This is a genomic window from Ruegeria sp. B1, from assembly GCF_056535885.1.
Map to the genome: position 1 here is coordinate 4,041,501 of NZ_JBQFJA010000001.1, position 19,159 is coordinate 4,060,659.

The 19,159-nt window shown below is 58.7% G+C and carries 17 protein-coding genes and 1 pseudogene; 5 read left to right on the forward strand and 13 right to left on the reverse strand.

The window, feature by feature from the left end:
• Positions 1-21 precede the first annotated feature (21 nt).
• Positions 22-840, forward strand: coding sequence for a M15 family metallopeptidase (locus ACR3ES_RS20060; protein ID WP_170429373.1), 819 nt, complete (start codon positions 22-24; stop codon positions 838-840).
• A gap of 33 nt (positions 841-873) precedes the next feature.
• On the opposite strand, the gene ACR3ES_RS20065 is transcribed toward ACR3ES_RS20060, so the two are convergent.
• The 7 genes from ACR3ES_RS20065 to ACR3ES_RS20095 form a co-directional block, all read right to left on the reverse strand.
• Positions 874-1,224, reverse strand: coding sequence for an H-type lectin domain-containing protein (locus ACR3ES_RS20065; RefSeq protein ID WP_170429370.1), 351 nt, complete (start codon positions 1,222-1,224; stop codon positions 874-876).
• Positions 1,225-1,339: 115 nt separating this feature from the next.
• Positions 1,340-1,750, reverse strand: a complete 411-nt coding sequence (locus ACR3ES_RS20070) for a F0F1 ATP synthase subunit epsilon (protein WP_170429367.1) — start codon at positions 1,748-1,750, stop codon at positions 1,340-1,342.
• 12 nt (positions 1,751-1,762) lie between these two features.
• A complete protein-coding gene (atpD, locus tag ACR3ES_RS20075) occupies positions 1,763-3,187 on the reverse strand; it encodes a F0F1 ATP synthase subunit beta (protein ID WP_480424304.1) in 1,425 nt (474 codons plus the stop codon).
• Between the two features lie 20 nt (positions 3,188-3,207).
• Positions 3,208-4,086 (reverse strand): F0F1 ATP synthase subunit gamma, encoded by an 879-nt coding sequence (locus ACR3ES_RS20080; protein ID WP_170429361.1) that lies wholly within the window; start codon positions 4,084-4,086, stop codon positions 3,208-3,210.
• Positions 4,087-4,098: 12 nt separating this feature from the next.
• Complete coding sequence (atpA, locus tag ACR3ES_RS20085) at positions 4,099-5,637, reverse strand: F0F1 ATP synthase subunit alpha (protein WP_170429357.1); 1,539 nt, start codon at positions 5,635-5,637, stop codon at positions 4,099-4,101.
• Complete coding sequence (locus tag ACR3ES_RS20090; RefSeq protein ID WP_170429354.1) at positions 5,638-6,198, reverse strand: F0F1 ATP synthase subunit delta; 561 nt, start codon at positions 6,196-6,198, stop codon at positions 5,638-5,640.
• 315 nt (positions 6,199-6,513) lie between these two features.
• Positions 6,514-7,248 (reverse strand): methyltransferase domain-containing protein, encoded by a 735-nt coding sequence (locus ACR3ES_RS20095; RefSeq protein WP_170429351.1) that lies wholly within the window; start codon positions 7,246-7,248, stop codon positions 6,514-6,516.
• Positions 7,249-7,309: 61 nt separating this feature from the next.
• Here ACR3ES_RS20095 and gloB point away from each other — a divergent pair, with 61 nt between their 5' ends.
• The 3 genes from gloB to ACR3ES_RS20110 all read left to right on the forward strand — a co-directional run bounded on the left by gloB (position 7,310) and on the right by ACR3ES_RS20110 (position 11,636).
• A complete protein-coding gene (gene gloB, locus ACR3ES_RS20100) occupies positions 7,310-8,077 on the forward strand; it encodes a hydroxyacylglutathione hydrolase (protein WP_170429348.1) in 768 nt (255 codons plus the stop codon).
• Positions 8,078-8,251: 174 nt separating this feature from the next.
• A complete protein-coding gene (gene clpA, locus ACR3ES_RS20105; RefSeq protein ID WP_170429345.1) occupies positions 8,252-10,576 on the forward strand; it encodes an ATP-dependent Clp protease ATP-binding subunit ClpA in 2,325 nt (774 codons plus the stop codon).
• A 169-nt stretch (positions 10,577-10,745) separates the two neighbouring features.
• Positions 10,746-11,636 carry a YHYH protein gene (locus ACR3ES_RS20110; protein ID WP_480424311.1) on the forward strand — a complete coding sequence of 297 codons (891 nt, stop codon included), beginning with the start codon at positions 10,746-10,748 and terminating at the stop codon, positions 11,634-11,636.
• Between the two features lie 32 nt (positions 11,637-11,668).
• On the opposite strand, the gene ACR3ES_RS20115 is transcribed toward ACR3ES_RS20110, so the two are convergent.
• From ACR3ES_RS20115 to ACR3ES_RS20125, 3 genes are all read right to left on the reverse strand, one after another.
• Positions 11,669-13,411: a peptidoglycan -binding protein gene (locus ACR3ES_RS20115; protein WP_170429338.1), complete on the reverse strand. Its 1,743-nt coding sequence runs from the start codon at positions 13,409-13,411 to the stop codon at positions 11,669-11,671.
• A gap of 3 nt (positions 13,412-13,414) precedes the next feature.
• The gene (locus ACR3ES_RS20120) at positions 13,415-14,599 is read right to left on the reverse strand and encodes a biopolymer transporter ExbB (RefSeq protein WP_170429335.1); all 1,185 of its coding nucleotides are present in this window, start codon (positions 14,597-14,599) and stop codon (positions 13,415-13,417) included.
• Positions 14,600-14,668: 69 nt separating this feature from the next.
• Positions 14,669-15,199, reverse strand: a complete 531-nt coding sequence (locus ACR3ES_RS20125) for a gamma-glutamylcyclotransferase (RefSeq protein WP_170429333.1) — start codon at positions 15,197-15,199, stop codon at positions 14,669-14,671.
• 67 nt (positions 15,200-15,266) lie between these two features.
• On the opposite strand from ACR3ES_RS20125, the pseudogene ACR3ES_RS20130 reads away from it, so the two are divergent.
• Positions 15,267-16,267, forward strand: a pseudogene (locus tag ACR3ES_RS20130) (DUF2125 domain-containing protein).
• On the opposite strand, the gene ACR3ES_RS20135 reads toward ACR3ES_RS20130, so the two are convergent.
• From ACR3ES_RS20135 to hisC, 3 genes are read right to left on the reverse strand one after another with little or no spacing between them, the layout of a single operon-like run.
• The gene (locus ACR3ES_RS20135) at positions 16,264-17,124 is read right to left on the reverse strand and encodes an extensin family protein (protein WP_170429328.1); all 861 of its coding nucleotides are present in this window, start codon (positions 17,122-17,124) and stop codon (positions 16,264-16,266) included. The pseudogene ACR3ES_RS20130 and the gene ACR3ES_RS20135 sit on opposite strands and share 4 nt — an antisense overlap.
• On the reverse strand, positions 17,121-18,041 hold the full coding sequence (locus tag ACR3ES_RS20140; protein WP_170429326.1) for a prephenate/arogenate dehydrogenase family protein: 921 nt from the start codon (positions 18,039-18,041) through the stop codon (positions 17,121-17,123). The genes ACR3ES_RS20135 and ACR3ES_RS20140 overlap by 4 nt, the downstream gene beginning before the upstream one ends.
• A complete protein-coding gene (gene hisC / locus ACR3ES_RS20145; RefSeq protein ID WP_170429323.1) occupies positions 18,038-19,123 on the reverse strand; it encodes a histidinol-phosphate transaminase in 1,086 nt (361 codons plus the stop codon). The genes ACR3ES_RS20140 and hisC overlap by 4 nt, the downstream gene beginning before the upstream one ends.
• Between the last annotated feature and the right edge of the window lie 36 nt (positions 19,124-19,159).

A 19,159-nucleotide genomic window follows, 5' to 3' on the forward strand; every position in this document is an offset into this window, starting at 1 on the left:
ACAGTCAAAAGGGACAGGTTGTTGCTGGATTACTCGAAGTTTCGGGACCGCCCAATTCCCAGAATCGCAAACCCGCCAACGGCCTTGGACTACAAGGACTTATCTGTCGATCTGACCGATAACCGCGCGCAGGAACCATTGGTAGATCTCAGCGATTACGGTGTGTCCGGCCTTAACTTCTATGCGCGGCGCGACGGTTTGAACGCGCCCTATCGCCGGTCGCTATCGACTTCGGAGCCGCAAGTTCGTGTTCGCGAATCGCTTGCCGACAGGCTTTCAGACATCAACGAAGAACTGGTCAATTTGGGTATTGAATTCTTTGCCCTAAATGGATTTCGGCCATTGGCGGTGCAGCAAGACCTGTGGGCATTCTTCATGTCCGAGGCCCGAACAACCTTACCCGATCCAACAAAGGAAGCATGCGTCGCATTCGCGGGCCAGTATTGTTCGGACCCGCGCCGTTTTGAGGTCACCGATCCACGGACATGGCCGACCCATATCACCGGCGGGGCCATCGACTTGACGCTACGTAATCTGGAAACCAAGGAACACTTATTCTTTGGCGGTGTGTTTGACGATCCCGCAGCCGTCACCCACACGCGGTTTTTTGAAGAGCGTCTCGAAACGGTTGGTGGTGATTGCGGGCAGTTGACCCTGAGCGAACTGGAAGCGCTGCAAAACCGCCGCCTGCTGTATTGGGCGATGTGTAGCGCCGGGTTCACCAATTACGCGTTCGAGTGGTGGCACTACGATTTGGGAACGCAGTTGTGGGCAGCAAATCGATCCGCCGCCAACGACGGCAATCCGGTGACGGCATGGTACGGACCCGCTGTGCTCTAGGTAGCGTTCGCACAGCAGGAAAAGCCGATGCGCTCATGAAACATCCCAATCATCTACATGCGCGACTTCGCCAATTGCGATCCAGGCAACCCGTATCCGTGCAATACGAGTGTCGGACCACGTCCGAAACACTGCGTGGAACTCATTAGGTGTAATGTCTTCGGCCTGCACCTCGGCACGCAGCGCTGACGACGTATCGACATCCCACAGTGACACGCCAATCTGCACCAAAGGCACCGAACGAAATGGCTCGCTAAAGCGGATCGCGGTTCGACGTTCGCGGGGGCCATCTCCGGTCCACATGTCTCCGCCTTCGGCGAACTCGGAGAACAGCACTTCTTCGCCCTGATCGATGCCGATGGGATGGGTCTGAAATTTCTTCATACTGTCATCATCGTTCAACAATTCCCGCAACGTATCCCGAGCTTTTAGCAAAAGCACGACAAAAAACGGCCCAGCTTTCACTGGGCCGTCTAAAAACACTAACATTCTGAGGCCGTTACAGGCTCATATGCGTCCCAAGGGCTTCCATATCGGCCAGCAGCTTCGCAGCATCGTCGACGATGGTTTGATCATCACCGGCCTTGGCGGCCTCGTGCGAGGCGCGCGCCTCTTCGATCATCTCATCCAGATGAGACCGAGTCACCTCTGCAACCGGAATGGCCTTTTCCGCCAGAACCGACAGGCTGTCGCCGTTGATCTGGGCAAACCCGCCAGTGACCAGGTATTCGCTGGACCCTTCGGGCGCTTCAACCTTCAGCAGACCGGGGCGCAGGGTTGTGATGGTGGGGGCATGATCAGGCATCGCCGTCATGTCCCCGTCCGCGCCGGGAATCTGGACCGCGCTGGCCTCAAGCGAAGCAAGGCTCCGCTCGGGGCTGACGAGGTCGAATTGCATTGTGTTTGCCATCAGGTTTGCTCCTTAGGCGGCTTCTGCGGCCATCTTCTCGGCTTTGGCGACCACATCGTCGATGCCGCCAACCATCAGGAAGGCTGCCTCGGGCAGGTGATCGTATTCGCCAGCGACAACAGCTTTGAACGATGCGATGGTCACGTCCAGAGGAACCTGAACGCCCGGCGAACCGGTGAAGACTTCGGCAACGTCGAACGGCTGCGACAGGAAGCGTTCGATCTTACGGGCGCGTGCAACGGTCAGTTTGTCTTCTTCCGACAGTTCGTCCATGCCGAGGATGGCGATGATGTCCTGCAGCGACTTGTAGCGCTGGAGGATCTGCTGAACGTCGGTCGCAACCGCGTAGTGCTCTTCACCAACGATGGCCGGGTCCAGCAGACGCGACGACGAGTCGAGCGGGTCAACAGCCGGGTAGATACCCTTTTCCGAGATCGCGCGGTTCAGAACGGTGGTCGCGTCCAAGTGCGCAAACGAGGTTGCAGGCGCAGGGTCGGTCAGGTCGTCCGCAGGAACATAAATGGCCTGAACCGAGGTGATCGAGCCCGACTTGGTCGAGGTGATGCGTTCCTGCAGGGCGCCCATGTCGGTCGCCAGTGTTGGCTGGTAGCCCACCGCCGAAGGAATACGACCCAGCAGAGCCGAAACCTCGGAGCCCGCCTGTGTGAAGCGGAAGATGTTGTCGACGAAGAACAGAACGTCGGTACCGGACTGGTCGCGGAACTGCTCGGCCAGGGTCAGACCGGTCAGAGCAACACGCGCACGCGCTCCGGGAGGTTCGTTCATCTGTCCGTAAACCAGGGCCACCTGCGATTCCGACAGGTTGTCCGGCTTGATCACGTTCGATTCGATCATTTCCCAGTACAGGTCGTTGCCTTCACGGGTCCGTTCGCCAACACCCGCAAACACCGAGTAGCCCGAGTGCACTTTTGCGATGTTGTTGATCAGCTCCATGATCAGAACGGTTTTACCAACGCCGGCACCGCCGAACAGGCCAATCTTACCGCCTTTGGCGTAGGGGGCCAGCAGGTCCACAACCTTGATGCCGGTCACCAGAACCTCGCTCTCGGTCGACTGTTCGTCGAACGCAGGGGCGGGCTGGTGGATGCCCCGGGATTCGGATGCGTTGACCGGGCCTTTTTCGTCGATGGGTTCGCCCACAACGTTCAGGATTCGGCCCAACGTCGCGTCGCCGACCGGCACCGAGATCGGGCCACCGGTGTCGGTGACTTCCTCGCCACGGACCAGGCCTTCGGTCGCGTCCATCGCGATGGTACGGACGGTGTTTTCACCCAGGTGCTGAGCAACTTCCAGCACCAGGCGCTTGCCGTTGTTGGTGGTTTCCAGCGCGTTCAGAATTTCAGGCAGCTGATCTTCGAAGTGCACGTCGACGACGGCCCCGATGATCTGTGTGACTTTGCCTTTTGCATTCGCCATGTTTCGTCTCCGGTTTGTCTCTACAGCGCTTCGGCGCCGGAAATAATTTCAATCAGCTCGTTGGTGATCACAGCCTGACGCGAGCGGTTGAACTGGATCGTCAGCTTGTCGATCATTTCACCCGCGTTACGCGTTGCGTTGTCCATCGCGGACATCCGTGCACCCTGTTCCGACGCTCCGTTTTCGAGCAGAGCCGAGAAGATTGCAGTCGCAACCCCTTTGGGCAGCAGGTCGGCCAGAATGGCCTCTTCGCTGGGCTCGTAGTCGAAAATGGCACCGCTGTCGTCACCTGCCGCTTCGTCCTCGAACGAGGCGGGGATGACCTGCTGTGCCGTCGGGATCTGGGTCACAACGTTGACGAACTTCGAATAGAAGATCGTGGCAACATCGAACTCACCCCCGTCAAAGCGGGATAGGACGTCCTTGGCGATGTCTTGCGCGTTGGTGTAGCCAATACGCTTGACCTCGCTCAGGTCGACATGTCCAACGAACAGATCGCCAAAATCACGCTTGAGCGCATCACGGCCTTTCTTACCGACGGTCAGAACCTTGACCGTCTTGCCTTTGGCACGCAGCTCGTCCGCCTTTTGGCGGGCCAGCTTGGCGATGTTCGAGTTGAAGCCGCCGCACAGACCGCGTTCAGCTGTCAGCACAACCAGCAGATGCACATCATCACTGCCCGTACCACGGAGCAGCTTGGGGGCGCTGTCGCTGCCCCCAACCGACGCCGCCAGCCCCGCCATCACGGCATTGAACCGCTCGGCATAGGGGCGCGAGGCTTCGGCAGATTCCTGGGCGCGGCGCAGTTTTGCAGCCGCGACCATCTGCATGGCTTTGGTGATCTTGCGGGTCGATTTGACCGACTCGATCCTGTTTTTAAGGTCCTTCAGACTAGGCATCGGAACCTCCTATCAAGCGAAGGTTGCGGCGTATTCGTCGATCGCTGCCTTGATCTTGTCGGACGCTTCACCTTTGACCTTGGGATCTTCGTCGGTGATCCACTTCAGCAGGTCAGCATGCTTACCACGCAGATGCGCCAGCAGACCAGCCTCATAGCGGCCAACATCCGAGACGTCGATCTTGTCGAGGTAACCGTTGGTGCCTGCGAAGATGACGCAGACGATTTCCGCGTTGGTCAGCGGCGAGTACTGCGGCTGTTTCATCAGCTCGGTCAGGCGCGCACCACGGTTCAGCAGTTGCTGGGTTGCGGCGTCGAGGTCCGAACCAAACTGTGCAAACGCGGCCATTTCGCGATACTGTGCCAGTTCCAGTTTAACCGGACCAGCAACCGATTTCATCGCATCAGTCTGAGCCGACGAGCCCACGCGCGAAACCGACAGACCGGTGTTCACAGCAGGACGGATACCTTGGTAGAATAGTTCAGTTTCCAGGAAGATCTGACCGTCGGTGATCGAGATCACGTTGGTCGGAATAAAGGCTGATACGTCACCACCCTGCGTTTCGATAACCGGCAGAGCGGTTAGCGAGCCCGCGCCGAAGTCTTCGTTCAGCTTCGCCGAACGCTCCAGCAGGCGCGAGTGGAGGTAGAATACGTCGCCCGGATACGCTTCACGTCCGGGCGGACGGCGCAGCAGCAGCGACATCTGACGATAGGACACAGCCTGTTTCGACAGGTCATCGTAGATGATCAGAGCGTGACGGCCATTGTCGCGGAAGTATTCAGCCATCGCGGTCGCGGCGTACGGTGCCAGGAACTGCATCGGTGCCGGGTCGGACGCGGTTGCGGCGACAACGATCGAATAGTCAATCGCACCGGACTCTTCCAGTTTCTTCACCAGCTGCGCAACGGTCGAACGCTTCTGACCAACCGCAACGTAAACGCAGTACAGTTTCTTCGACTCGTCGTCGCCCGCTGCGTCGTTGTAAACTTTCTGGTTCAGGATGGTGTCCAGCGCCACAGCGGTTTTACCAGTCTGGCGGTCACCAATGATCAGTTCCCGCTGGCCGCGGCCGATCGGGATCATCGCGTCAACCGATTTCAGACCGGTTGCCATCGGCTCGTGCACCGACTTACGCGGGATGATGCCGGGGGCTTTGACGTCTGCAACGCCACGCTTCGAGGCCTTGATCGGGCCTTTGCCGTCCAACGGGTTGCCCAGACCGTCAACAACGCGGCCCAACAGTTCGTCACCGATCGGAACGTCCACGATCGAGTTGGTGCGCTTAACGGTGTCACCTTCTTTGATGTCACGGTCAGACCCGAAGATAACAACACCGACGTTGTCGCTTTCCAGGTTCAGCGCCATACCCATGATGCCGCCGGGGAATTCGACCATCTCACCGGCTTGTACATTGTCCAGGCCGTATACACGGGCAATCCCGTCACCGACGCTCAGCACGCGGCCGATCTCGGCCACTTCGGCTTCCTGACCAAAATTCTTGATCTGGTCCTTCAGGATTGCAGAAATCTCTGCAGCTTGGATTCCCATTTATCCGACCTCTTTCATTGCATTCTGTAGGGAGTTGAGCTTCGAACGGATCGAGCTGTCGATCATTTTCGAGCCCACTTTAACGACAAGACCGCCGATGAGGCTTTCATCAACGGTCGCATTGATTGTCACGGTTTTGCCCACACGCTCGGATAGCGTTTTGGACAGTTTATCCAGTTGCGTCTTGGTCAGCGCCTTGGCCGAGGCGACATCGGCGGTCACTTCGCCACGCTCTTCAGCCAGCATGTCGCGCAGCACCTGTACCAGCTGCGGCACAACGAACAGACGACGCTTTTCAGCCATCAGGCCCAGCGTGTTGCGCAGGATGGTGTGCAGACCCATCTTGTCGGCGATTGCGGTGATTGCGCCTTCTTGTTCTGCTCGGGAAATCAGCGGTGAAGCGATTAGGTCGCGCAAATCGGCACTTTCGTCCAAAGCTGCTGCCAAGTCATTGATGCCGGTTTCCAGACCTGCGAGGTCTTTATTCTCTTTGGCGATCTCGAAGATCGCAGTGGCATAGCGTTCGGCAATGCCTGTGGAAATCGAAGCTGGTTCGGACACGTCCACCCTTCCGATATTTGAGGCCCCGAATTCGCGTTGCGGCAGCTACCCCGGGGGCGTGAAGAAACCCCGTCCAGAAGGCCGGGGATCAAAATCAACGGGGGTCTAGCAGAGCCGAACCAACCTAGCAATATGTTATGCCGGTCAGTCACTTTTGCACAAAACGTTTACTTTCAAACGGTTAGGCAAAGTGCGACCCTTTTGACCGGTTCTTCCGTTTGAAAAATGTTACGAAGTTGCAGCTTTTTGCGATTCCTGTGGCGAAATTCTCGCAATTTAGCGGGAACCAATTTTCAAAACGGCCTGCCAAAATCGCTAAGCTGGCTTTAAGAGACCATCCAAAGCCTTGATCGGGCGTCGGGCTGTATCCTTGGTCACGCTGCCGCTGGGCGGCCGGATATGCTTGGTTGCTTCGACCATCAATACCCCGCCCGCCATGATGGTCGGCAGACGCTGGCCGGTCTTTTCAATCAGCCCGGACGATTTCAGCCAGAACCGGCGAAACGAAGGTGGCAAATAGAGCGCCGAGCAATGATTTTCCGGAGCAAAATGATGCGCCCTCAGCTGGTTCTCCAATTGCGAAGCCGAGTAGGGATGTCCAAACCCAAACGGTGTCACGTCCGAGCGCGACCACAGCCCTGCCCGGTTCGGAACAATAAACAGGGCCCGCCCGCCAGGTCCCAAGACACGCCAGCACTCGTCGAGCAACTGATTTGGTCGTTCAGAGGTCTCCAACCCATGCATCACGATCAACTTGTCCACGTGCCCGGTTTCTATCGGCCAAAGGGTTTCTTCGGTCAGCACGGACACGTTGGGCAGTCCCGCAGGCCAAGGCATCACCCCTTGCGGTCCGGGCATCAAGCCAATCACACGCCTGGCATCGGCCAGATAGGGACGCATTAAAGGCACCGCAAAGCCAAATCCTGCGACCGTCTGTCCCTTGGCCTCGGGCCACAGATCTGTCAGCCGACCACGGATCGCAGCCTGCGCCGCGCGCCCGAGCGTGCTGCGGTAGTAGAAATTCCTCAGATCCTGCACATCAAGATGCATTGCGGACACCTGGACAATCGGCTTAGCTGGGCGCAGTCTAGCAATGAAAGGGCAAAAGGCCATGCCTCTTGAGATCGTAACAATCCCATGCCTTAGCGACAATTATGCCTATCTTGCGCACAATGCCGCCAGCGGCCAGACTGCCCTGATCGACGCGCCCGAAGCGGCCCCAATTCTGAAGGAGTTGGGCGACCGGGGATGGACCTTGAGTCACGTGTTGCTGACTCACCACCACTGGGATCATGTGGATGGCCTTGCCAAAATACTTGAACGACAGCCCGCCAGGGTAGTCGGAGCGGCGGCGGATGCGCATCGCCTACCCAAGCTGGACCTTCAGGTGGCCGAAGGTGACGTATTCGAAATCGGCGGAGAGCCGGTGCACGTGTTGGATGTCTCCGGCCACACAATCGGGCACGTCGCATATTACCTGCCGGACAGCGCCGTGGTCTTTACCGCAGACAGCCTGATGGCCTTGGGCTGCGGTCGGTTGTTCGAGGGCACCCCCTCGCAAATGTGGACCTCACTCAGCAAACTGGCGGCACTGCCCGACGACACGCTGGTCTGTTCCGGTCATGAATACACACAGTCGAACGCAAAGTTTGCCATTACGGTGGATCCAGACAATGCGGCTCTGCGGGATCGCATGGCAGATATTGACCGCGCCCGCGCGGCAGGAAAGCCGACCGTGCCCTCGAGACTTTCGCTTGAAAAAGCCACAAACCCGTTTCTGCGCGCGGATGACCCGGCGATTCTCGCACATCTGGGAATGAAAGGGGCTGATACAGCGTCCGTTTTTGCGGAAATCAGGGCTAGAAAAGACCGGTTTTAGTGCCTATTTGCCTCTCTTCACAGTCACGGTCACAACAAATGTGACTGTCAAGTGTAAGAAAACCCTTGAAGCCGGGCCACGATCAACCAAACTCTAATAGTATGAGGACATGGTTGGGATGGGGATCCGGCCTAAAGCCCGGCCCTTCCGACCCAATACTAGAGGAGCACCCGCGTGCCTTCATTCTCGAGCACATTGGAACAAGCCATACACGCGGCGCTTGCAGCCGCCAATGAACGGCGCCATGAATTTGCAACGCTAGAGCATCTGCTGCTGGCGCTGCTGGAAGAACCTGACGCGATACGCGTCATGAAAGCGTGCAGTGTGGACCTGGACGAGTTGCGCAGCACCCTGATCGAGTTCATTGACGAAGACCTGTCTAATCTTGTGACGGACATCGACGGATCCGAGGCCGTTCCAACCGCTGCGTTCCAGCGCGTCATCCAGCGCGCTGCGATCCACGTGCAAAGCTCGGGCCGTACCGAGGTCACAGGCGCCAATGTGTTGGTCGCCATTTTCGCCGAGCGTGAGAGCAACGCGGCTTATTTCCTGCAGGAACAGGACATGACCCGATATGATGCGGTCAATTTCATCGCGCATGGCGTGGCAAAAGACCCGGCTTACGGTGAAAGCCGGTCGGTCTCTGGTGCGGATCAGGTCGAAGAAGAGGTTCAGTCCGGGTCCGGTGATTCAGAGCAAAAGGAAAGCGCGCTCGGTAAATACTGCATCGATCTGAACGCAAAGTCGCGCGCAGGAGACGTGGACCCGCTGATCGGACGTGCCGCCGAAGTCGAACGCTGTATTCAGGTGCTTTGCCGCCGCCGTAAGAACAACCCGCTGCTGGTGGGCGATCCGGGTGTCGGGAAAACTGCGATTGCGGAAGGTCTGGCCCATAAGATCGTTGGAGGTGAAGCGCCCGACGTCCTGGCCAACACGACCATTTACTCGCTGGATATGGGGGCCCTGCTGGCCGGAACACGATATCGCGGTGATTTCGAGGAACGCCTGAAGGCTGTTGTTACTGAGTTGGAGGATCACCCCGACGCGGTGCTGTTTATTGACGAGATTCACACCGTCATTGGCGCTGGCGCGACCTCAGGCGGCGCAATGGATGCGTCCAACCTGCTCAAACCGGCGTTGCAAGGTGGCAAGCTACGCACCATGGGTTCTACGACCTACAAGGAATTCCGTCAGCATTTCGAAAAGGACCGCGCGCTGTCGCGTCGGTTCCAGAAAATTGACGTGAACGAACCGTCGGTTGAAGACAGCGTGAAAATCCTGCGCGGTCTCAAGCCCTACTTCGAAAAGCACCACGATATCAAATACACCGCTGATGCGATTAAAACCGCTGTTGAACTGTCGGCACGCTACATCAATGATCGCAAGCTGCCCGACAAGGCCATCGACGTGATTGACGAGGCCGGTGCAGCACAGCATCTGGTTGCGGAAAGCAAGCGCCGCAAAACCATCGGTGTGAAAGAAATTGAGGCCGTAGTCGCCAAGATCGCCCGCATTCCACCGAAGAATGTCACCAAGGACGATGCCGAGGTCCTCAAGGATCTCGAAGTGTCGCTCAAACGCGTCGTGTTCGGTCAGAACGAAGCGATCGAAGCTCTATCGAGCGCGATTAAACTAGCGCGTGCTGGTCTGCGCGAACCTGAAAAGCCCATCGGCAACTACCTGTTCGCCGGTCCTACCGGTGTTGGTAAAACCGAAGTGGCCAAGCAACTGGCGGATACGCTGGGCGTGGAACTGCTGCGGTTCGACATGTCGGAATACATGGAGAAACATGCAGTAAGCCGTCTGATCGGTGCGCCTCCGGGATATGTCGGGTTCGATCAGGGCGGTCTGCTGACCGATGGTGTTGACCAGCATCCGCATTGCGTGCTGCTGCTGGATGAGATCGAGAAAGCCCATCCGGACGTATTCAACATCCTGTTGCAGGTCATGGATCATGGTGAGTTGACCGATCACAACGGCCGCACCGTGAACTTCCGCAACGTGGTCCTGATCATGACATCCAATGCCGGCGCACAGGAGCAGGCCAAGGCGGCCATCGGCTTTGGCCGGGATCGGCGCGAAGGCGAGGACACCGCTGCGATCGAGCGCATGTTCACGCCGGAATTCCGCAACCGTCTGGATGCCGTGATCTCATTCGCACCGCTGCCGAAAGAGGTCATCTTGCAGGTTGTCGAGAAGTTCGTGCTGCAACTTGAGGCTCAATTGCTGGATCGTGGCGTCACCATCGATCTGACCCCGAAAGCTGCCGAGTGGCTGGCCGATAAAGGCTATGACGACAAAATGGGCGCCCGCCCGCTTGGCCGCGTCATTCAGGAGCATATCAAAAAGCCGCTGGCCGAAGAGCTGCTATTCGGAAAACTCGCCAAAGGCGGTGTTGTCCGTGTCTCGGTCAAGAAGGGAGAATTGAACCTAGAAATTCTGGGGCCAGATCAACCCCGCATTCCGGGCGACAAGCCCCCGCTGCTGACTGCGGACTGATCCAAACCACCATTTCGAAGTATGGGACACCCGGCGATGTGACATCGCCGGGTTTTTCGATTGAGTTGGCGGCCAAAATTAGCATGCCGCTAAACTGCTTAAAAACCTGCGACGGAAATACTCTGCTGCATCGTTCTAATCTCATGGCGACCAATCAGGGAGACTGGGAGTGAACACAAGAATTGTCGCTATTTGTGGCACCGCCTTTGCTTTATCCGTTGTTGCTGTCATTGCCACGGCACAGCATCGATTCCGATACCATGACGAAACACAGTCCCAACCGCTGCGGCTGGTTCCGGCCACGGTTGATCCAGGCGCCAGTCGTACGCAGATCAACGAAACTGCATCGAAACTGCGCCTGTCGGGCAACGGCATTCCGGATCATCTGGTCGGGCAGTTTCCCAACCGCGGCAATCCGCATCAAATGACCAGCCAGAGCGTCAACCTGAACATTCCCAAAACGCCGAAGCAGAACGGAACGGTGACGCCATTGCGCATGGGTTGGAATTTCGGCGTTTCGCTCAATGGTGTTGTGTTTGACCCGCTGGCCGCCGAGTTCTGGAAAGGCGACCCGCGATCTGGCTGGTCCTACAACGCGCTGGGTGGCGCCATAGCGCTGGGTCTCGACGAAAACTACGCGCATGTTCAGGCAAACGGAAAGTATCACTATCACGGCGTGCCGACCGGGTTGGTCGAGCTGCTGGACTGGTCACCTGACGCACATTCGCCGCTGATCGGCTATGCGGCTTATGGGTTTCCAATTTATGCCATGACGGGCGTGATCGACGGGCGCGTGAGCGACATGACTTCGTCTTACCGGCTGAAGTCCGGGAACAGACCCGGCAGTAGAATGCCCAACGGGCGCCATGACGGGACGTTCAACGAAGATTATGTCTACGTTGAGGGCACCGGCAATCTCGACCAGTGCAATGGCGCATTCACAGTATCGGCAGAGTACCCTTCAGGAACCTACGCCTATTTTCTGACCGAGGATTACCCGGTGGTCCCGAGGTGCTTTAAAGGCACGCCCGACCAGAGCTTTCAGTTTGCCCGACGGTAGGCGCGGTATCCGTTTGCCAGACACACTGTCGGTTACCGCTCTGTGAGTTTCAGCTCGATCCGACGGTTCTGCGCCCTCGCTTCGGGTGTGTCCGCCGGGTTGACGGGTTGGAATTCACCAAACCCGTTGGCCGCAAGCCGGTTAGGCGGGATGCCCAGCGCATCCACCATATAACGAACGACCGACAAGGCGCGACCCTGGCTGAGTTCCCAGTTGTCGCGATACCGACCCGAGCCAGCCAAGGGCACATTGTCGGTGTGACCATCCACTCGGATCACCCAATTCAAGCCCTCTGGAATTTCGGCGGCGACGCTGCGCAAGATATTGGCCACCTTGGCCACCTCTTGCCGCCCTTCAGCAGACAACACCGCCGAGCCCGTATCAAAGAGAACTTCGGACGAGAACACAAACCGATCGCCTGCGATCCGGACGCCTTCCTGATTGCCCAGCACATCGCGCAGCCGCCCAAAGAATTCCGAGCGGTAACGCTCCAGGTCTTCGGCCTGCGCCGTCAGTTGCAGGTTTTGACCGGCCAGCGCTTCGGCTTCGGCCTCCAGACGGATGCGCTCGGCTTCTTCCAGCAAGCGCCGACGCCGTTCTTCCGAAGCCGCGCGCGCCAGAGCGGCGTTCAGATCCTGCCCCAAGGTCTGGATCTGAACTTCGGCCGCTGCGTTGCGGTCTTTGAAATCATCCAGCAGGGCCTGTAGAGAGCCCAATTGACCGCGCAAGGCGGCAATCTGCTGGTTCAGCAAAGCCGTCTCGCGTTGCGCTTTGGCGGACAGCGCTTTTTCTACGGAAATCGCCTCGCGCGCCACAGCCAACAATGCCTCGCGCTCGTCTGCCAGTGACCTTTGGCTTTCGGCGTCAGCCTGCGCCTGAGATTGCGCCGCCAACGCGGCCTGCAGCCGCGCCTGTAACTCCTCGTTGTTCAGTTCGCCGAACTGTCGTTCAAGTTCCGCTTTGGCCGCCTGCGCGGCCGCCAGAAGGGTCAGGGTATCTTCGGCCTCCTTGCGCTGCGCCTCAAGCGCCAAGGTCATGGCCGTGAGTTCGGCGTCTGCGTCCTGCAGCCGGGCGCGCAAGTTTTCGGCAGCAGCAGCCTCGGCAAGTCGGGCCGCTTCTTCATCCGTCAACTGCTGTTCCAGTTCGGCAATCTGCGCGGCACGCTCCTCGCCGCTTTGCTCCAAATCCGCGACCAGAGCCTCCAGCGCTTCGCGACGGGCCGCTGCCAGACGCGCGGCCTCGGCCTGCGCATCGATCTCATCACGGCTCTGCGCGAGAGCAAGGTTCAGGGCCTCCTGCTCGCTCAGCAGTTGCTCTCGCTGGGTTTCAAGCGCCTCGATGTCCCCCAGCGCCCGTTCCTGATCTGCGAGCAAAGCGGCGACCTGCGCCTCGAAATCGGTAATTCTCGTTTGGGCCTGATCCAGTGCCGCAGCCTGCCGGTCCCGCTCGGTTGTCAGCGAAGCAATCAGAGCTTGAGCCTGAGACAGGTCGTCTTCGGCCTGCGATAGCGTCGTGTTAAGAGCCCCCAACCGCGCCTGGAGCCGGCTGTTCTCGCGTTCTTCGAGACCTAGCGCGCCGGCGAGTGCCGCAACTTCATCGGAGAGCGCTGTAAGCTCGTCCTCCTGTCCCGAGATGGTTTCGCGCAGGACAAACTGCACCACCATGAAGATGGTCAGCACAAAGGTCAGCACCATCAAAAGCCCCGTCATCGCATCCACGAAGCCGGGCCAGACCGAGCCCTGGAATCGTTGACCTGTGCGCCGCGACAGGGCCATGGGTCACTCGCCTTCCGGCGTGGTGCGCACCGCGCCGCGCGGCAGGGTCAACGCCTTGACCAACAGTTCGACATCCTTGCGAAACTCGTTCATGCTCTCTTGACGACCTGCGGAAATCTCTTCGAGGATCCGCAGCAACTGTACGTCCATCGACCGTAGACGCATGCGGCTTTCCGCGTCGATCCCGTCGCCGGAATCTCTGTGATCTCGCATGTGATCTAGCAAAGCATCTTGCCCCAAAGCCACCCGTTCCAATGCCGCCGTGACACCTTCGGTTTCGGACTGACGTGTGTTCAGTTCACCGATGGTGTCGACCAACTGACCCAGCTTGGCCGAAACTTCGGCGCGGTCTGTTTCCTGTGCCGAGAACAGGGTTTGCAGCGCATCCATCTGTTCGGACATTGCATCCAGAACCGGCGTCAGGACTGCAATTTCTGCACCTGCGCCCTCCTCTGTCCCGGCAAATCCAACACGCGTGATCGAGGACAACCATTCCTCGAGTTCACGATAAAACCGGTTCTGGCCGTGACCCGCAAACAGCTCCAGCAATCCGACGATCAGCGAGCCCGCCAAACCCAAGAGCGACGAGCCAAAGGCAACGCCCATCCCCTGCAGTTGGGCCTCCAGCCCGGTCATCAACCGATTGAAAACGGTCAGTCCTTCTTCCCCTTCCTGCGGGTTCAGGCTGCGGATTGTGTCCACAATAGCGGGCACCGTGGTGGCCAGGCCAAAGAACGTACCCAACAGGCCCAGATAGATCAGGACATTGGTGATGTAACGTGTAATCTCGCGTTCTTCCTCAACCCGTTCGGCCACGGAATCGAGGATGGATCGTCTCGAGGTGGAACTGATCTGCGAACGCGCGCCTCTCTCTCGCAGTAAGGAGGCCAGCGGTGCCAACAACTGTGGCGTGCGCGCGTCTTCGCGCACCACCCCGCCCACAAAGGCCTCGATCCAGCGGACGGAGCCGATCAACTGTGTCACCTGATAAAAACAGGCAAACACGCCGATCACAAAGACAAGTAGGATGAAGCCGTTGAGGTACGGGTTCGCATAAAAGACCGGAAGCACGTAAGGCAGCGCCATAAAGACCCCAAGACCCGACAGCCCGATTGCGATCAACATCATCACAATTTGACGAATGGGATGCGAGAAATGCGGTCTCGCGCCCTGATGTGCCTGCGCCATGCGCGTGGTTCCCGGTTATTGCCTGCTCTAGCGCGAATCTAGCGAAAATCCGCCGGTGACGCCAAGGGTTTATGCGGTAAGGCTTCGAACCCGTTGCGACAACCACTCAAGATCTGGATCGCTTAACCCGATCTCGGCCAGATGCTCAACTGTGTTATACAAGTATTCGGTGTTAGGCCCCCGCCCGCCCACGGCCTGTGCAATGATCCGGGCCTGATCCTCCAACGGCATGCCGCCGCAATACTGAACGTGATGCGCGTCGATCACGTAAGTCACGGCATTTACTACACTGCCCGTCTCCAGATGCACGTCCAGCATACGTTCGACATAGGCGGATGAGATCAACTCGCGTTCTCTTAGCTCGTGCAGCGTGCGGTCTTCGTGACCCTCCTCAACCGCCAGCGCCAGCCCTTTGCAATGGGCTTCAACCTGTTCATCGAGCGCCAGCACAAGCCCCGGCTTATCCTCCGTTCCGCGATGATGGATCGAGCTCATGCAGAAGGATCGGGCATACCCGAGCAGGGTCGCGCGTTCACTGTGCGCCACGGGAAATCCCGGGTTCCACAACAGCGATCCATATCCGAAAACCCACATCGTCATTGCACTGGTCCTTGCCCGTTTCGGCCTATAAACATCAATTCCAAGGCAGGAAAAAGGGCCATTTCTCATGCGCCGTCTGATACGAGTGTTCATTTTGGTTGCGGTGGCATGGAGCGGCTATTGGTTCATTGCCAGCTACGGCTTGCGCAGCGCCTTAACGGGCTGGTTCACCCAGCAGCAGGCGCTTGGCTGGCAGGCCGACTTTTCCGCCGTTGAAACCGCCGGTTACCCAACCCACCACGTGACCCGCCTGGACAACCCGGCCCTCGCCGATCCGATCAACGGAACAGCCTGGAGCGCGGATTGGATCGAATTTGAAAGCCCGGCCATCTGGCCCGGACGGCAAGTTCTACGCTTTGCCGACACACCGCAACGATTGTCCTATTTCGATCAAACCGCCACGATCGAGGCCAGCGCCTTGCAGGCCGAACTGCAACTGCAACCCGGCGTTGCGTTGGTTCTGGAAAAATGGCTCTGACCGCAGGGCCATGGTCGATTACCGAGGACGCGGACGCGCTGGCCGCGGGCAAAACCCTGGGTCTTGTCATGGAACAGACCGCTACGCCCGAAGCTTACGCCATTACGATGCGCGCAGACGGGTTTGCGCCCGGAGACGACCTGCGTGATCTGATGAAATCAGCCGCATCGCTGCCGCAGACGTTTGAAACGCTGGAACTGGACGCGGTTGTCACCTTTGACAAACCTTGGGATCGCAGCGCATTGGAGGAACGACGCCCACAACCGGTCCAGGTTGGGCTGCGGTTGGCTGAAATCAAATGGGGCGAGTTGCGCCTGTTCGCGACCGGCGAGCTGGATGTCGATAGCCAAGGTATCCCCACCGGCGAGATTGCAATGAAAGCCGAAAACTGGCGGGACATGATTGCGATGGCAAATGCTGCCGGTGCCCTGCCCGATCAGGCAGTTGACCCGGTCACCCGCGCCCTGAACTTTATGGCCAGTCTTGGCGGAAACCCCAACGCATTGGATTTACAACTGAATTTCCGCGACGGATTTGTCGCGCTAGGCCCGCTGCCCCTAGGTCCGGCGCCTCGATTGATCCTGCGCTAGCGACAATACGGGCCGCTGCGATACCGTGCCGTATCCAGGTGAAAATGATCGCGGTGATGCTGGTCTGAATTGGGGCCCAGAACCGTTCCGAACGGACCGCAGGCACCGCGCCAGACTTTCTTGAGCTGCGTCTGCGACGGGTTTTTGCGCCACCCATCGTAGACAGTGACAACTTCGCCGTCTGCCATGACGAAACCGGATATGTCGATCGCGCGCCCTTTGCCGTGCTCTGAGATTCGGGCGCCTTTACGGTTGTTTCGTGTGCGGCAGACGTAATGGGCGGCTACCTGCAACTGTACCACCGGTCCGCGCCGCTTGAATGTTGGCTTGACGGATCTGTCGACCCACTCGTTCAGTGCAATTGCAGTGCCACAGTCCATTGTCGATGGGCGACTGAGCGTGACACCGGACACCGATGTGATCTGAACTGCATCCTTGACACCACAGGCCTTGATCTTTCCGGGAACCGTGCCAACCGGTTTGCCCTGGATCGCGATATCGCCGCACACCGACCCCTTGCGCAGTTTACGCTTTTTGAACAGGGCGTCCTGCTCCAGAGCCTCGGGCCGCAAATACGGCATCAGCGAGGTTTCCGGCCCAAGCAACGGCAGATCCGCGGGACGAGCCGCAACCGCCAGAACCTGCGGAGAGGCCGGCCGGAGTTCAGGGCGCAATTTCGGAACGGTGATCACCAGAGCGGCTTCGCTCAACACCACATCCTGCAACGGCAGAGCATTTCCCGAATACGCAATCGGCCGCGCCTGTGGCACAAGGGAACGTTCCAAAGCCGAGACCTGCGTCGTCGCTGCGAATACAGCTGCAAATCCGGTCAGCAATCTACCCCAGAACCAGTTCATGAGCTTGCCTTTCCTCGCCCAAAGTCAGGCGCATCGGTATCTTGCCCGGCGTCAATGATCCCCCGACGGATGGCACGGGTGCGGGTAAAATAGTCGAACAGATGCTCTCCGTCGCCGGTTCGGATCGCGCGTTGCAATGCAAAGAGTTCTTCGGTGAAACGCCCAAGGATTTCCAGCGTCGCGTCCTTGTTGGTCAAGAACACGTCCCGCCACATGGTCGGATCAGAAGCCGCAATGCGGGTGAAGTCGCGAAAACCGGCAGCCGAGTACTTCACGACCTCGCTGTCTGTCACGCGGCGCAGATCGTCGGCGACGCCAACCATTGTGTATGCAATCAGGTGCGGTGCATGAGAGGTTACAGCCAGAACAAGATCGTGGTGATCGGCGTCCATTTCATCGACATTGGATCCCATGCCTTCCCACAAGGCGCGCAGCCGCGCCGTGGCATCCGGATCTGACCCGTCGACAGGCACCAGCAGGCACCAGCGGTTGTCGAACAATTCGGCAAACCCGGATTCTGGTCCGGAATGCTCGGTTCCGGCCAACGGGTGACCAGGGACAAAATGCACGTTGTCAGGGATATGCGGAGCCACAGTCCGGATCACGTGACGCTTGACCGACCCGACATCCGTAACGGTTGCGCCGGGTTTCAGACCCGGCGCGATGTCCTTGATCACGGCCTCCATGGCGCCAACAGGCACACACAACACAACCAGATCGGCGCCCTCAACAGCCTCTTGCGCAGTATCGCAAACCCGGTCGCATAACCCGATGCGACGGGCCGTCTCGCGTGTAGCCTCGGACCGAGCATAGCCGGTGACCTCGCCCGCAAGATTCGCGCGTTTAACCGCCCAGAATATTGATGAGGCAATTAGGCCGAGCCCGATCAGCGCCACGCGGTCGTAAATCTGGCTCATGCGGCGCCCCCTTTGAACGCGGTAACGGCCGCAACAACACGGCGGCAGGCCTCTTCATCGCCCACGGTAATCCGCAAAGCGTTCGGCAGGTTGTAACCCGCAACCCGGCGCACGATCAAACCCTGCGATTTCAGATAGTCATCGCAGGCCTCCGCCTCGGCCTGATCTGCAAAGCGGGCAAGGATGAAATTGGTGCAGGACGGATCTGATGGAACACCGATCTTATCAAGCTCTGCGGCCAGCCAGACCCGCAGGCGGGCGTTTTCGGACTGACAGAATGACAGGAATTCGACATCGCTCACTGCAGCCTGTGCCGCAGCCAGCGCCGTGAGCGACAGGTTGAACGGCTGACGCACCCGGTTGAGCACATCGATGATCGGTTGCCAAGCATAGCCCCAGCCAACCCGCATACCACCCAGCCCGTAAACCTTGGAAAAGGTCCGCGTCATGATGACATTCTCATAGCGATCTACCAACGACGCGCCGCCGTCGAACCCATCGACGAATTCGGCATAGGCCCCGTCGATCACCATTAGGCAGGACTTCGGCAATGCCTCAGCTAGGCGCTGCAACTCGCCGTCTGAAATCATGGTGGAGGTCGGATTACCGGGGTTGGTCACAAAAACGATCCGGGTTCGGTCGGTCACTGCCGCCAGAATTTCATCCACATCGACATGACGGTCCCGCTCAGCAACCATCACCGGAGTTGCACCGACCATACGTGCGATGATCGGGTACATCGAGAACCCATGCTCGGTATGGATGACCTCATCGCCCGGACCGGCATAGGCGTGCGCCACAAATTGCAGCACCTCATCGCTGCCGACACCGCAGATGATCCGTTCGGGGTCCAGCCCGTGCCTCTGACCAATCGCGGCACGCAGGGTGCTGTGATCGGTACTGGGGTACCGGTGCAAGGTCGCAGCGCTGTCGCGAACAGCTTCGATAGCTTTCGGACTAGGACCAAAAGGGTTTTCGTTTGAGCTCAGCTTGATCACATGTTCGACCCCGGCCACATGTGACTGCCCGCTCTGATACAGCGCGATGTCCATAATGCCGGGTTGAGGGGTGATCTTGGTCATGAGAGGCTCCGTTCAATGGGCCTCTCATACCTGTGT